Genomic DNA, 15,664 nt, shown 5'->3' with positions numbered 1-15,664 from the left:
TAAATCCCTTATTATTGTTCTTAGGTGCACTGCGTTTTCATGTAGGTAGAATAATGATTGGATAATAAAACTATTGTTAAAACTGCAATAATTAAGAAGAAGAATGCCCTTTTATACATCACATAAATACTTTAGCCCGGAAAGCCTTTAACCTGATTTCTACGCCACAGAAAAACACGTCAAACAAAACTATTTAAAGATGAATGAGCACTAACAGCCCAGTTAATACTAACTTAAGGATTGGAGGCATACAATATCAATATGTTTGATTAATAGTGAGGTTCAAAATGTTACTTAGTCAAGAAGCAAATTCAAATTCTGTTGAAGCACAAAAACTTCAACAAGTAGATAATATTACACCTTCTTCGGAGGGTTTATTACAACAAATGCAATCATTGGAGAAAAGGATAAAGTCGTTAGAAGTAACGAACAGAGTAATACTTGGTTTATTTATAGGTACGTTAGCAACAGCCATGACAGTAGGAGCTGGTTTTGCCATTGCAGCAGCTCCGATAATTGCTGGTAGTATAGTAGGTGGAGTACTTGCAACTGTAGCACTTGTAGCACTTGGTGCAACTGTATATAGATGCAGGGCACAAGTAGAGGCGGGCTTCAGATATGCTGCAGAAAAGACAATTAAAGGGGTAAAATATATTGGGGAAAAAATTAAAGATAGTGCTATACATACTAAAGACTCAGTAAAAGAAGCTGTGAGTTCTATAGGACAAGTAGCAAGGGAGGAAACTAGTTCTGTGTTGAAAACAATGGGGCATAAGCTAAGTGGTTTAGGTGCGAGTATGTCTAATTTAGATAGCATCCCGTATTCAATAGGGCTGCAAGATTCAATGGTTGTTTCAAAAACAGAAGAAAAAACGAAAAATTTTAATAGTATAAAAGAAATGTTCGTTAAGGAGGTTTTTGAAGACAAAGCTATTGATAGCTCTGTTTTAGTCAAAAAAATATTCTCTGAATTGAAGGGAAAAGTATTAGAAAAAGCTTACTCTGTTGATGGTCAACAAGGGTTCAAAAAGGACCAGTTAATCAATCAATTAGGGCAGCAAGCAGATTTTGTTAGCAAATTAAGCTCTAAGAAGTTGCAAAATCTATTAGCTCAAGGTGACAACAATCTTTATGAAATTTTCTCTGAACACCATGATGAGATTAAGAGAATTGTTAAAGAGCACAAAACAGAGCATAATTTTTCAGAAAGTCTTAATAGAATGGCAAAAAGGCATGATGAAAACAGAAAAGATTCAACACAATCTAGTTTACCAAGAAGCAATTCACTTAGTTCTGTAAGAACTGACAGTACTGTTAATAGTGTAGCAGAATTGTTGAATTCTGAGGGGCATAGAAAAGTACGATCTTCTAGTAAGCTCCTAAGGTGGTTACCATGGAATAAAGTAAGCAAAGCACCAGAAGAAGCTGCTAACGTTAAGTATCAAGTTCTTCCTGAATCAGACATACTAGCTAGAGAAATAGGAAAGAGAACTTTTTATGGTATTCCTGTTCCAGCTGAAGGTGTTGATAAAACTGTAACAGTCAACCCTAATCTTTTTAGAAGCAACTCACCTAATAGCTTATATGGTTCTCCTGTGCTTACTCCAGCTGTTCTACTACAGGTACCAAAAAGTCTTTCTCTGGGCTCCTTAAGTTCTGATAGTGGAATGGATTCTGGTCCTTCTACGTTGGAAAAACAAAGTCTTTCTCCAGAAGACTTGGCTAAAGCTCGTGCAAGCTTGAAAAACACAGGTTCTTTGGGCAAGCTGGTGGAACAACAGCCTTCTGCTTCCCCGCCAGCAGTAGAAGATGTGAGTGAAGACTTAGAAGAAGACTTCAAAAAAGATAAACCTGCTACAACGTTTAGTCAACTTAAGGCTGAAAAATCAGGTGCAGAAGTGTCGTATCTCTAAACAAAATACCTACTTTTTGCAAAAGGATGTTATTCATCGAGTAACATCCTTTTTTTGTTTTTCTGATTAAGGATTTGATCATAAAAAATTTCTAAATTCCAGTGTTATATACTGAAACAACAAGATTTCAAAAAAAGTCTCTTCTATTTTTTCTTGATAGATTAATCTAAGTAAAGTATAGTAGCAATGCGTTTATGTAGATTCTAATGAACAGTTTAGTTTTAGTTTATACGACTTTTTCAAATGTGAAGGAGGCTAAAGCTGTTTCTGAAGAATTATTAAACAAGAAATTAATTATATGTGTAAATATATTTCCTAAAGTGAATTCTCTTTATTTATGGAAAGGTGAAATTAATAGTAGTTGTGAAGTAATAGCAATTATGAAAAGCAGAAGCGATCAAGTTGATAAAATTGTAGAAAAAGTTGAGGCAATGCATTCTTATGATCAGCCAGCTATTGTGATAATACCTATAGAAAAAGTAAATAAATCTTTTGCTAATTGGGTTAATAGTGTTATTGATGTGAGTAGTATTGGGGTGTAGCCAAGTGGTAAGGCAGCGGTTTTTGATACCGCCATGCGAAGGTTCGAATCCTTCTACCCCAGCCGTATTTAATGGTGGTGTAAAATGATGTCGCTTTTCTATAAGTTAAGGTTATTAAATTACATATTAGGCAGCTTAAAGGACATAGTTGTAAAGCTGTCTCTCCTCACAGTTTATCTTTATGCATCCAGCATTATGCTCATATTTCTTAGCAATGGCTTTTGGTATGCTGTAGAATTTAGCTCTCCAAAAAATGCATTTTTCCATCTGTTTCAATATTGCAAGTGGTATTATGACAATAGAGAAAATCTGGGTTACGAAGTTTCTTTTAGAGTGTTAGTGGGATTTCTTGCTCCGCACTTTCTCTATAGGTTGTTTCTTAACACAGGCTGGAAGTCTTTTTTAAAGGAAAAGGTGATACAAATGCTCAAATTTATAATCATAGGTAAAAGGGTCAATAGAGTAAGTTACAGTAGTAAACCAAGTGCCAGTAGTTATAGCTATAGCAGTAAGAACAGTTACAGTAGTAACAGTCGTTATGGTTGCAACGATGAACATCATTCTCAAGATGCAAAACGAAAAGTAAATATGATAAAGCAGCTATTAATTAAAGATATAGAGGAAGCTATAGATAGAAGGTTGCATGGTATTTTTTTCAGTGAAAAAGGCAAATCCCATTAAGTATGTACAGAAAGTTTTATCTGATTTTTTTAGTAAGGCTTTCTAGAATTGGCTATATTTTGTTTTTTACATATATCTAGTCATAATCAGCAAGTATACATGTATATATGAAATCTCGACTAAAGTCTGATAACCAGAAATTGCTTTATGTTTTTCTACCAAACTTTCTGCTTTTTTTACAGTTACTTGTTGCATTAATCATTGCCTATACTATTACTGATTTCTACAACACACAACACCTTTGTATATCATCTGGTGTACTGTTTATTTCATAGTAATTAAAAAAAATTCTTTAAAATTGAAGTTGTTTGACATAATAATACCTACTTGGATTTGGAAATTCGGGTTTGAAGTGATTTAAGTTATATAAACGCAATGCTACAAGGTAAACTCAGTGCATGATACATAATTATGTATCATGCACTGAAGTGAACCCTACTTTTTTCTGGATCTCAGATTTGAGTGATCTCTCTCTTAAATCGCTTTAGCTGTAAATGTTTAAGGAACTCACCAAGCAGGAAAAAAAGCAAAAGAAACCCTAGTGATATCTCTTGTAGGAACTTGACATTAATGTCTTATATGCTTGGTAAGTAGTCAACCTTGGAATTATAAATATCCATAACGTCACGATAAGGGTAATGCAGAAGTTTTTCAAATAATTTCTTTATAAAAAAAGAAGATTAGTTGATTTTTGAACTAATTCTTAAATAAAGACAAAAAGAACAATGCAATGTGAGTTGTTTACTGTTCTCTCAAAAACTTGGCGCTTATTACATTACTTAATAAGCGAGATTCAGCTAACGTAGATAAAAATTTATAAAGACATGGAGTGTCTATATAAGAAAAATTAAACATAACACACCTAGTTTAATAATGTGCTTTTGTCACTTAAATAAAGATTAAGGATAAATTTTAGGTCTAAAACATCCCCATATAAGGGTTCTTAAGGCCTGTAAAATGGGCTTTACATTTTTATGAGCTATTTGAACCTTGATTTATCAAATTGCAATGTCCGTACAATTGTGTATCATAACCAAAGTTTTCCTCATGTTTAAAGATGTTGCTAATCAGTATATATTAATATAATATTAATTAATATTTATAAATAAAACGGTTTTATGGAAAGTAACTATAACGCTGATGCAATAAAAATCTTAAGAGGTCTTGATGCTGTAAGGAAGCGTCCAGGTATGTACATTGGGGATACTGATGATGGGTCTGGTTTGCATCATATGGTATATGAGGTTGTTGATAATGCGATAGATGAGTCGTTAGCTGGGTATTGTGACAAAATTGAGGTTAGCATAAATGAAGATGGCTCAGTATCTGTAACCGATAATGGTCGTGGCATTCCAACTGATATTCACAAAGAAGAAGGAATATCAGCAGCAGAGGTAATAATGACCCAACTGCACGCAGGTGGTAAATTTGACAGCAATACCTACAAGGTTTCTGGCGGATTACATGGTGTTGGAATCTCAGTTGTAAATGCATTGTCAAGCTGGCTGGAATTAACTATTTGGCGCAATAAGAAGGAACACTTTATGCGCTTTGAAGATGGTGAGTCTATTGAACCTTTGAAGATAGTAAATAAGAACACAAACAAAAGAGGGACTAGAGTAACATTTATGCCGTCAACAGAGACTTTTAGTAGTATTGATTTTAGTTACTCCACTCTTGAAAATCGTATCAGAGAATTAGCTTTTTTAAATTCAAGTATCAACATCACTTTGCGTGACTTGCGTAATAAACCTTATATAGAGTCTCACTTTAACGACAGTAAGCAATCTAAAGATAATTTTGGCACAGCAAATTTCGTGCGGTACTTAGACAAGAATAAAACGCATGTTACCAAAATTACCAGCATGAAGGGTGATGCAAAAGATCTTGGTATCAGCATAGAAATATCAATGGAGTGGAATGACTCCTACTACGAGCATATGTTATGCTTTACAAATAATATAAGACAACGGGATGGTGGTACACATTTGGCAGGCTTTAGGTCCGCATTAACAAGATGTATCAATAACTATGCAACTGACGAGGGGTTTTTAAAGAAAGCAAAAGTGAGCTTGACTGGAGAAGATGTTAGAGAAGGGTTAACTTGTGTTTTATCTCTCAAAATGCCTGATCCTAAGTTCTCTTCACAGACAAAAGACAAGTTAGTCAGTTCTGAAGCGCGCACAGTTGTGGAGAGCATAGTTTTTGATAAATTGAGTACAATACTTGAAACTGATCCAAAGTTGGCAGCAAGTATAGTGGAAAGAGTAATTAGGTCAGCTAAAGGAAGAGAAGCTGCAAGAAAAGCAAGGGAGTTAGTTAAAAATAAAAACAGTATTGATATTTCTACTCTACCTGGAAAGCTTGCTGATTGTCAGGAAAAAGTTCCTGAGTTATCGGAATTATTTATAGTAGAGGGTAATTCTGCAGGTGGTACTGCGAAGCAGGGGCGTAATCGTAAAACACAAGCAGTACTTGCCTTAAGGGGGAAAATTCTAAACGTGGAACGTGTAAGTTTAGATCGTATTTTTTCATCTGCAGAAATAGGTTCTTTAATCACTGCAATTGGTGCGGGAATAGGAAGTGAACACTTTGACATTGAAAAAACTAGATATCACAAAATCATCATTATGACAGATGCAGACGTTGATGGTTCACATATAAGAACTTTGATTCTAACTTTCTTTTTCCGGTATATGCGTGAGGTGATTGAAAGGGGCTATTTATACATAGCGCAGCCACCTCTTTATAAGGTTACAAAAAATGCTGAAGATACTTATATTAAAGATGACGAGACTTTTGAGAAGTATATAGTAAACTTGGCGGTTAAAAAGTTAACATTAAACAGTACAGGCAGAGGTTTGCGCTTTATCTTGAGCAAATGTCTTAGTATTTCAAATATTAGCAAAAATTATTCCAGGGGAATACCGCAAAATCTATTGGAGTCGCTACTAATTTTAAGCAAAAAGAATGCCCTATCATCTGCTAATGAGATATTAAAATATTTGAAGTTAATGTATAGTGAATATAATTGGGAAGTAGAAATAAAAGATGAAGAAAGAGAAGTTCACATTTCTAAATTGTTTCAAGGATTAGCAGATAAATATGTATTTCCACTTAGTATGCTTGACAGCAAAGAAATACGAAATATATTGAGCTCTCTTGATGATGTAATTGACTTATTTAATGGTGATTCGTTTTTGAAGTCGCAAGAAACTGAAATAAAAATAAGGTCTCCTAGTGCACTTGCAAAAATAGTGATGGACTATGGTAAAAAAGGTTTAACTTTGCAGAGATTTAAAGGTCTTGGTGAAATGAACGCAGATCAGCTGTGGGATACTACACTCAACCCCGAAACCAGGACTTTGCTAAAAGTTGAAATAAAAGACTGCGAAGAAGCTGATTCTATATTCTCAGTGCTGATGGGTGATATAGTTGAACCACGCCGTAATTTTATCAATAACAATGCACTCAACGTATATGATGTTGATATTTAAGTTTAAGATTATAAAAGCAAGCAGCCTATAGCTTAACGTTTAGGTTCCAGCGCTATGTGTAACTGTACGAACGTTTTGATTTGGTAAATCAGGGTTCAAGTAGCTTATAGAAATGCAAAAAATTACTTGACACACTTTGCCAGCTCTCTTACTCCGATAGCTGGAGCTGTTTTATATAACTTCTCAATCTTTTGCAGATTAAAGTGACAAGAAGATCTTATATTTTGGTGTATTATGTGCACCATATGTTTTTATAAAATCTAGGTTCTTACCTGTACAAGCTGAAATGTGCTTAAAAAGCGTTTAAGACGTTACTAACGTCAAGTTTTTAAAATAAAGAATTAGTAACTAACTGCTCCAGGGGTTTTTTACCTTTTTTCTCATTTGGTAACTTTCTTAAATATCTTATAACTAAAGCAACACGTGGACTAAGTAGGAAGCAGTGCTAACTACTCACATGATATACCTATCACCTGCGAATACAATATTCGTACAGATGTGTACTGGATGATAATTTAAGGTGTATTAATCATAAACCTATTTCAATAAACCTAAATGTTCCAGATATGCTAATCATTTCTTACTATAAATGTATAGATCTTTTATCTTATTGTTGTTATAATTAATATCTTGCTAAAAATTGAATATTAATGAATGAATTGAGGAAGCTAAGTATTGCCCAGATGCATAATGGACTTAAACAGAGAAGTTTTTCTGCTGTTGAACTTATTGAAGTGCATATCAATGCAGTAGAAAATGAGAAACTAAATGCATTCATAACGAAAACTCCGGAAATAGCAATAAAAGCTGCAAAAACTGCGGATGAGCGTTTTTCCCAACAAAAGGATAGTACGATCTCACCGCTCATGGGTATACCAGTTGGTGTTAAAGATTTGTTCTGTACGAAAGGAGTAAAAACGACAGCATGTTCAAAAATGCTAGAAAATTTCATTCCAACTTACGAATCTACGGTATCTGACTTACTTTTAAAAAGTGGAGCAGCCATGCTGGGTAAACTTAACATGGATGAATTTGCTATGGGCTCTGCAAACATAAATAGCTATTTTGGTCCTGTTGAAAATGTATGGGTTAGAAAAAGTGATGGGGAAAAGGTTGTACCTGGTGGATCATCTGGTGGATCTGCAGCATCAGTCGCTGGATTCTTATGTGCTGGAGCACTCGGAAGTGATACTGGTGGATCTGTGCGTCAACCAGCAGCTTATTGTGGTGTAGTTGGAGCAAAACCAACTTATGGAAGATGCTCGCGTTTTGGCATGATCGCATTTGCAAGTTCTTTAGACCAAGCAGGGGTCATTACTCGTTCTGTTTCTGATTCAGCACTAATGTTGGAAACGATTTGTGGTTATGATAACAAAGATTCAACATCTAGTGAAAGACCAGTACCTAGATTTTCTAATTTTATAAATGGTGATATCAAAGGTAGGCGCATTGGTATACCAAAAGAATATAGAATGGATGGAATTTCAGAAGAAATCATCTATCATTGGGAAAAAGTTTCTTCTGATTTAAAAGAAAATGGTGCTGAAGTTGTTGATATTACCTTACCTCATACTAAATATGCAATACCAGTCTATTATTTAATTTGTTCTGCTGAAGCTTCGTCTAATCTTGCTCGTTATGATGGTGTGCGCTATGGACTCAGGGTTAATGCTGATATCCTTGAAGAAATGTATTCACTAACGAGAGCGGAAGGTTTTGGAAAAGAGGTAAAAAGAAGAATCTTAATTGGCGCTTACGCACTCTCTTCTGGTCACTACAATGAATACTATGAAAAAGCGCAATGTATTAGGGCGTTAATTAGAAATGATTTTATAAAAGCGTTTGAAAAAATAGATTATATACTTGTTCCATCTGCTCCAACAGAAGCTTTTGGCTTGAATGAAAAGCCAGACCCACTAATTATGTGCATTAATGATGTCTTTACTGTGCCGGCAAGTTTAGCTGGTCTACCTGCTATCTCTGTTCCTGTTGGACTTTCCAATGAGGGTTTACCGCTTGCTTTACAAGTAATCGGAAACTATTATGATGAAGCTGGAATGTTAAATGTAGCAAGTGTAATAGAGCAAAATTGCAGTAGGATAATCAAGTTGAATAGCTAGTTTAGTATAAGATCTCTCAACAAGTAGCAAGTATTCTAATACTGCGCCGCTTAAATTTCTAATCTTAAAGAGGAACAAGTTTAGCGAAAAATAGTGATATTATTAGTGGAACATAAAATAATCCTACCGTAATACTAATTAGCAGTAATAAAGTAGCTTTATCTGGTTGAAAGTTTAGAATATTAGCAAGCATTATGCTTGATCCAGAAACTGGAATAACGGCCAGCAACATTAATGCTTTATATATATTTTCATCGTATATACCTGTAAAATGTTTATCTAAAAGGACAATTCCTAAGACAAACAATGGCCAGAGTACGTATTTTGCTGTAATAGTGATTAAAGCAAGTTTCCAATCTACTTTAAAGCTTGCAATTTTTGCAATGCTCACTCCAAGTAGCATCATTCCCAGCGTAGCAAATGTACCTCTGATATTTACCATAATATCCATTAAAAAGTTAGGTATTTGCATACCGGATATACTTAAAAGAAAGCCTAGGATCATCGCATAAGATGAAGGAATTCTAAACAATTTTAGCATGCACTCTTTTGCAGTATAAATGCCATTCGCAGCTATGTAGAATCCTAAACTATTTTCAAACAGTGCCATTCCTATATAACAGACAACGTATACAGATACTGAATCCTCATCAAATAAAGCCATGGCAATTGGTAGACCAAAATAACCCATACTTGTGCTGCCTGAGCTAAATGCCAATATGTTCCTCGTATTGTCCTTAAATAAAAAAGAAGAAAAGTAATACACTGATAAGGACATAGTACTACCTATGAACCATGTTAAAATCGGTAGAGAGATTATCTGAAAGTTGACCTCTATATGAGAGACCCCATATAAGATCACTATTGGATTGGCTATATAAAAGAGTATTTGAGATATAGTATTTCTGTCAATCTTGAGATATTTTCCTGCAAAATAACCAATAAGTATTGTAATATAAACAGGTAGTATTTTAAGAAAAAGAGTAAAGAACATATTAATCTAAGTTGCAATCCTTCTGATACTTCTGACCGATAAAGTGACATTAGATCTTAAGATATTGTAAAAGTAAATAAAATTTATCTTCTAAGTTACCCAATTCATAATTAATTAAAAAAGATTCGCTCAGTGCTAAAATTTGCTTTTATACAGGACTTAAGAATGATATTTTTATGGCGAAATTACGTTGGTTTTTATAAAGCTTCTTGTATATTTTTTAATAGTGATAGATTTGCTAGAAATCAAAGTTTTGTATCAGATTTACACGTTGAACTTTTGCATTGCCATCCAAGTGGCTGGTACTGAAATGGTTCCAGCAGTTAATATTTTGCAAAGCAGTTTTGGAAGCGAGGTAACATTTACAAATGAAATTTCACATTACTACTTTATTAATTTATGTATTATAATAAACTCAATTCATCAGAAAAACAAAGTTAGAAGAATTGAAAGAACCGAGAAAAAACCAGGTAGTAAGAACAGGAAAATTTTTATCTTCATTGTTTTTCTTACTACTGACTGCATTGTCAATACGTAGTTTTTTATTTGAGCCATTTCATATACCTTCTGGTTCAATGAAGAGCACTCTGCTCGAAGGGGATTACATTTTTACTAGTAAATATTCGTACGGCTACAGTAAATACTCCTTTCCGTTTTCTCCAAATATCTTTAACGGCAGGATTTTTTATACTCCTCCAAAACGTGGTGATATAATAGTTTTTAAGCCTACACGAAATGATAATATCAGATTTGTTAAGCGAGTAATAGGAACACCAGGCGACAAAGTGCAAATGATAGAGGGAGAATTATATCTAAATGATCAAAAAGTGGAACGAAAGCAAATTGAAAGTTTTTTTGATTATGAGTCAAGCCATAGCATACCAAGGTATATAGAAGCGCTTCCTAATGGCAAGGAACATGAGATTTTGATAGATAACGTTTCTAATAAGCTGTCATATGGTACTCCGGTTTATTATGTACCTAATAATCAATTTTTTGTTATGGGGGACAATAGAAATAATTCTTTGGATAGTAGGTTTCCTGAAGTTGGTTTTATACCAATGGAAAACATAATTGGGCGTGTAAGCATAGTTGGTTTATCGTTTAAATTAGGGAAGGTCGATTGGTTGCCTTTTAACTTCAGAATACCTATTGCCCTCAGATTAGACAGGATATTGCACAAGGTTGCATAACTCTACTTATTTGTTGATTCACATAACTCTAAAGAGAAGCTTTCCAGCTCAGTGATAGCATTATTAATTTCATTCAAGTCATTTCCTTGTAAGGCGTTTTTTGTGTTTTGTAACAGATTTTTCAGATTTTTATCAGTGGAAAGATTATCATTGCTTTCAACCAAATGTATGAGCTTATTCCCATTAATTTTAGCTTCTGCAAGGGAACGAGCTTTCATATCTTCATCAAAGTTGTTTATTGACTGGTTAACCATGTCTTGAATGTCGGCTTCACTTAAGCCAAAGCTTGAATTTATTTCAACTGTCTGCTCGATTCCAGTAGTTTTTTCTCTTGCAGTAACAGTTAATATTCCGTCAACATTAACTATAAATTCTATTTCAACTCTTGCAGAACCTGCAGGCAGTTGCGGTATACCTTTTAATTCAAACTGCGCTAGAGATTTGTTATCCTCTATAATTTCACGTTCTCCCTGACAAACGTGAATTTTTATTGCTGTCTGTCCATCAATGTAGGTTGTAAACTCTCTTGTTTCTGAAACTGGTAGTGGTGTATTTCTTGGTATGATTTTTTCAACTATTCCTCCCATAGTTTCTATGCCAAGTGATAAAGGTAAAACATCCAGAAGAACATTTCTATCTTTTGAGTTTGAAGTTAAATAATGAGCCTGCAAAGCTGCTCCAATAGCAACTGCTTTATCCGGATCTACATCGTTTAGAACTTTATTGCCAAAAAGTTTGACTAGTGAACTTTGAACTAGTGGTACTCTAGTTGCACCACCGACTAAAATTACTCCTTCTATATCTTCAATTTTAAGATCTATGTTACTTATAGTATGAGTGACTATATTAATAGTCTTATTAACTAAGGAACTGATTGTCTGTTCGAATTCTTCTTTTGTAATTTTGCATTTAAACAATTCACCATTAATATTGAATTCAAAAGTGCTAGAAATGTTTTTGCTTAAGTGCTCCTTTATAGATCGTGATTTTGTAGATAAATGCTTAAGAGAATTGAGATCTTTACCTACTTTCTTTCTGTATTTATCCAATATAATCATACTTAGAAGGTGATCAAAGTCATCACCACCAAGTTTGGTGTCACCACCAACCGCAAGAACTTGAAACACTCCTTGGTGTAATTTCAATATCGAAATATCAAATGTTCCACCGCCAAGGTCGTAAACTGCATATATTCCACTGTTATTGTTCTTTGCAATAGAATAAGAAAGTGCTGCTGCGGTTGGCTCATTAATGAGGCGAAGAACCTCTATGCCAGCTAATTTTGCTGCATATTTTGTTGCATTACGTGCTGAATCATCAAAGTAAGCTGGAACAGTAATCACCGCTTTTCTTACTTCCATTCCTGTGGACTTTTTTACTCTTTCACACAAAGCTTTTAATATCTCAGCAGAAATCTCAATAGGAGTGAGATACTTATCCTCCGAGCATTTTACCCTGATAATTTTCTCACTTTCATTATCTATTTCGAGATTGATACCTTCTTTATTTAAATCTTCAACACTTTTACCCATCAGGCGTTTTATGGGATAGATAGCGTTTTGGTCAACATCATAGCCAGTTTTTAATGTGTTATTTTCATATGAAATAACAGAAGGCAGTAGCTCTCTTCCCTGCTCATCTGTAAATATCTCCACGTTGCCAGCTTTATTTACCACAGCAATTAAAGAGTTGGTAGTACCAAGGTCTATACCAAAAACTACTTCATTTGAATTTGGTTCAGAAATTTGAATTGGTCTCATTTTTTATCTCTTCAAATGACTTATATAAGTATTTCAATCTCAAAACTTGCATTGCCGCTTCATCAAAATTTTTTACGGCAAAATTATTAGTTAGATTTTTAATGCAATCTTTTATTTTTTCATCAATCATACCACTTGCAAGTTGCAGATTGTTGCAATCCAGTAAGTATTCTCTTATTTCCATTGATTCATTTAATATCTCAAAGTTATGTTGATCCTCTTGGCTTCTTACACCGAAAAGGTTCAGCAAATGCTCCGCACGTTTTAGAGGTGACTTTAGCACCTGATAAGCTTTGTTGATATTTTCCATGTTTTGGGACTGTCTTTCATTTATATCAGTTTTGCTTAGCTCAATATATTTTTTCTCTAGCTCATCAAGGCTGATGTTAAAAGCTGGTTCAATTTTAAACAATGCAAAATAATTGCTAGACATGAAAACTCTCCCCACAACCACATTTTCCTTTCTCATTAGGGTTTTTGAAAACAAAACCAGATGAGAATTTTTCTTCTACATAATCCATTTCAGAGCCGAGAATAAACATGACAGATTTTGGATCGATCAACACTTTAACTTTTTGACCATCACTACAGCTTTCTTCAATTACTGACTCTAAAGGGTGTATATCATACGCATATTCAATATCGTATTTTAAACCAGAACATCCTTTTTGTTTAATTAAGACTCTTATTCCTATTGCTTCTTCTGATCTCTCAAGGTTAGTATACTGTTTTTGATCCAATAAATATCTTATCCTCTCCACTGCATTTGCAGTTATGGTGATAGGTTTTCTATCTTTCTTTACAGTATTTACTCCTTGATATTCACTCATAGCTTTTTAGCTTTCATTTTTACTATGTTTACTTTGATAATCATGAATAGCGGCTTTTATAGCGTCTTCAGCAAGTACAGAGCAGTGTACCTTCACTGGGGGCAAAGATAACTCTTCCACTATTTGGGTGTTCTTTATCTTTGTTACATCTTCAATAGTTTTGCCTTTGATCATTTCTGTTAGTAAAGAGCTTGAGGCAATAGCAGAACCACAACCAAAAGTTTTAAATTTCGCATCTTCAATAACACCTTTGTCATTGACCTTTATTTGCAATTTCATCACATCACCGCATGATGGTGCACCAACTAAACCAGTGCCAACACTCGGATCATTTTTGTCTAAAGAACCAACATTCCTTGGATTTTCATAATGGTCCAAAATTTTCTCATTATAACTCATAAGATTACCTGTAAATTACCATCCTGTATTATAACATATTTAGGTTAAAAATTAAAGTGAAAACACTAGTTTCGCGTGCATTTTACTTTAAGAATGCACGTAAAACGTTGTATTTAACTTTACAAGTACACGTAGTGCATGTCATTCTTTATATTGTAATTTTAAGAGGAGTATTCCCTTGAGTTTGTTTAGTAACCTTTATAGAGGCTTGTTAAAAACTTCTTCTCGCTTCAGTGATGGAGTGAAAAGTATTTTTTCTGCCAAAAAAAAGTTAGATCAATCGCTTTTGGATGAATTAGAGGAACTGCTCATTAGCATGGATATTGGTCATAAAACTTCCAAGTTGATTATTGATAGGCTCGCGAGCATCAAATTTGATAAAGAAGTTGAGCATAATATTATCACACAGCAGCTAATGAGCGAAATAGAAGCGATATTAAACCCTGTTGTGCAACCACTAATTTTAGACAAAAACCCACATATAATAATGGTATGCGGAGTAAATGGTAATGGTAAAACCACAACTATAGGTAAGCTTGCGTATAAATATAAGAATATGGGAAAATCCGTCATGCTCGTTGCGTGTGACACGTTTAGAGCTGCTGCTAGTGAACAGTTAAACATCTGGGCAGAACGTTCTGATTGCTTTATTGTTACTGGAGAGTATGGCAATGATTCTGCAAGTGTGGCATATAGAGCTGTAAGTCAAGCTATAAAAGGTAGCGTAGATGTTGTTCTGATTGATACAGCAGGCAGGCTACAAAATAATGTTAATCTTATGGAGGAGTTATCAAAGATATATAGAACGATAAAGAAATTGGATGGCACTGCTCCTCATGATGTTATTTTGGTTCTTGATGCGACTACCGGTCAAAATGCTTATAGCCAATTAGAGGCATTTAGTAAAATGGTTAGTGTTACAGGATTAATTATAACAAAACTAGATGGTACTGCTAAGGGAGGAGTAGTGATTGGGCTTGCAGAAACTTATAGAGTAAAGTTACACGCTATAGGAATTGGTGAGAGTATAGAGGACTTGAGGGAATTCACTAGTAAAGAATTTGCTAAAGCGCTATTTGGCTGTGATTAAAGGTCTCATTTAATTCCTTTATGTGGCCAAGCTTAATTATTTTGATATTGTGAGAAGCATAATTGCTTTTTGAAATCCTAATTTTTTTGCTTCTTTAGCTTCAGATCAGCATATGAGATATGTCTAATCTTACCTAAAAGTGCAACTTTACTGCAAATTATTGAAGAAGTTGGCAGCAGTAAACTTACTATGCTTGAAATAAGAGAGTCAGCAACGGCAAGATCAACCGATGGTTCTTGTATTTTCAATCCTTATACAATGTTCAGATACACTTCTTTTTTATGCAGGGACATTTTGCAACGAGTATTTAGCACTGCAATGATAATAGCCAATCGGTTGATATTTCATCCAATTACTGCTCTTCTTGAGTTTTCCGTGTCTATTCCGCTGTTAACACTTGAACTTCCATCAAAATCGGTCTTCTGGAATCCTCAATTCCTACAAATAACAGCACTGTCAACAACTTCTCTATCGTCAGTATTACCTGCTAGAAATAATGATGATGGATTTTCAATAGATAATAATCCAGCTTCAGACATTTCAAAATACCACTTCATTTGTAGGGCCAAATCTATTTTTATAACATGCAAAATATGATATTGATTGCTGTTTTCACCCTCAAAATATAGTACTATATCCACCATA

At 34.2% G+C, this 15,664-nt stretch carries 13 protein-coding genes and 1 tRNA gene; 8 read left to right on the top strand and 6 right to left on the bottom strand.

Annotated features, from left to right (window positions below):
- The first annotated feature begins 287 nt into the window (after positions 1 to 287).
- The 6 genes from WBM_RS04690 to gatA all read left to right on the top strand — a co-directional run bounded on the left by WBM_RS04690 (position 288) and on the right by gatA (position 8,753).
- Positions 288 to 1,913: an actin-bundling T4SS effector WalE1 family protein gene (locus WBM_RS04690; RefSeq protein WP_011256964.1), complete on the top strand. Its 1,626-nt coding sequence runs from the start codon at positions 288 to 290 to the stop codon at positions 1,911 to 1,913.
- 206 nt (positions 1,914 to 2,119) lie between these two features.
- A complete protein-coding gene (cutA, locus tag WBM_RS05630; RefSeq protein WP_011256963.1) occupies positions 2,120 to 2,455 on the top strand; it encodes a divalent-cation tolerance protein CutA in 336 nt (111 codons plus the stop codon).
- A tRNA-Gln gene (locus tag WBM_RS04685) sits at positions 2,446 to 2,517 on the top strand. Before cutA ends, WBM_RS04685 begins: the two co-directional genes overlap by 10 nt.
- Positions 2,518 to 2,539: 22 nt before the next feature.
- Complete coding sequence (locus tag WBM_RS04680; RefSeq protein WP_041571513.1) at positions 2,540 to 3,136, top strand: hypothetical protein; 597 nt, start codon at positions 2,540 to 2,542, stop codon at positions 3,134 to 3,136.
- Positions 3,137 to 4,254: 1,118 nt separating this feature from the next.
- Positions 4,255 to 6,633, top strand: a complete 2,379-nt coding sequence (gyrB, locus tag WBM_RS04675) for a DNA topoisomerase (ATP-hydrolyzing) subunit B (RefSeq protein ID WP_011256961.1) — start codon at positions 4,255 to 4,257, stop codon at positions 6,631 to 6,633.
- 650 nt (positions 6,634 to 7,283) lie between these two features.
- Positions 7,284 to 8,753 carry an Asp-tRNA(Asn)/Glu-tRNA(Gln) amidotransferase subunit GatA gene (gene gatA, locus WBM_RS04670; RefSeq protein ID WP_041571512.1) on the top strand — a complete coding sequence of 490 codons (1,470 nt, stop codon included), beginning with the start codon at positions 7,284 to 7,286 and terminating at the stop codon, positions 8,751 to 8,753.
- 64 nt (positions 8,754 to 8,817) lie between these two features.
- Here gatA and WBM_RS04665 read toward each other — a convergent pair whose 3' ends face one another.
- Complete coding sequence (locus tag WBM_RS04665) at positions 8,818 to 9,747, bottom strand: AEC family transporter (protein WP_011256959.1); 930 nt, start codon at positions 9,745 to 9,747, stop codon at positions 8,818 to 8,820.
- A 446-nt stretch (positions 9,748 to 10,193) separates the two neighbouring features.
- Here WBM_RS04665 and lepB point away from each other — a divergent pair, with 446 nt between their 5' ends.
- Positions 10,194 to 10,940 (top strand): signal peptidase I, encoded by a 747-nt coding sequence (gene lepB / locus WBM_RS04660; protein ID WP_050707681.1) that lies wholly within the window; start codon positions 10,194 to 10,196, stop codon positions 10,938 to 10,940.
- A gap of 2 nt (positions 10,941 to 10,942) precedes the next feature.
- Here the strand turns inward: lepB and hscA are convergent, their stop codons facing one another.
- The 4 genes from hscA to iscU are packed head-to-tail and all read right to left on the bottom strand — an operon-like array spanning position 10,943 to position 13,929.
- On the bottom strand, positions 10,943 to 12,700 hold the full coding sequence (gene hscA / locus WBM_RS04655) for a Fe-S protein assembly chaperone HscA (RefSeq protein WP_011256956.1): 1,758 nt from the start codon (positions 12,698 to 12,700) through the stop codon (positions 10,943 to 10,945).
- A complete protein-coding gene (locus WBM_RS04650) occupies positions 12,678 to 13,133 on the bottom strand; it encodes an iron-sulfur cluster co-chaperone HscB C-terminal domain-containing protein (RefSeq protein WP_011256955.1) in 456 nt (151 codons plus the stop codon). The genes hscA and WBM_RS04650 overlap by 23 nt, the downstream gene beginning before the upstream one ends.
- Positions 13,126 to 13,530, bottom strand: a complete 405-nt coding sequence (locus WBM_RS04645; protein ID WP_011256954.1) for a HesB/IscA family protein — start codon at positions 13,528 to 13,530, stop codon at positions 13,126 to 13,128. Before WBM_RS04645 ends, WBM_RS04650 begins: the two co-directional genes overlap by 8 nt.
- 6 nt (positions 13,531 to 13,536) lie before the next feature.
- Entirely contained in the window at positions 13,537 to 13,929 is a 393-nt protein-coding gene (iscU, locus tag WBM_RS04640) for a Fe-S cluster assembly scaffold IscU (RefSeq protein ID WP_011256953.1), read from the bottom strand.
- Between the two features lie 178 nt (positions 13,930 to 14,107).
- Here iscU and ftsY point away from each other — a divergent pair, with 178 nt between their 5' ends.
- Positions 14,108 to 15,019, top strand: a complete 912-nt coding sequence (gene ftsY, locus WBM_RS04635) for a signal recognition particle-docking protein FtsY (protein WP_041571510.1) — start codon at positions 14,108 to 14,110, stop codon at positions 15,017 to 15,019.
- Positions 15,020 to 15,450: 431 nt separating this feature from the next.
- Here ftsY and WBM_RS06675 read toward each other — a convergent pair whose 3' ends face one another.
- The gene (locus WBM_RS06675) at positions 15,451 to 15,663 is read right to left on the bottom strand and encodes a hypothetical protein (RefSeq protein ID WP_225416120.1); all 213 of its coding nucleotides are present in this window, start codon (positions 15,661 to 15,663) and stop codon (positions 15,451 to 15,453) included.
- Between the last annotated feature and the right edge of the window lies 1 nt (position 15,664).

Source organism: Wolbachia endosymbiont strain TRS of Brugia malayi, assembly GCF_000008385.1.
GTDB lineage: Bacteria > Pseudomonadota > Alphaproteobacteria > Rickettsiales > Anaplasmataceae > Wolbachia.
The sequence above is the reverse complement of the archived record's forward strand: the minus strand, read 5'-3'. Positions and strand labels throughout refer to the sequence as shown.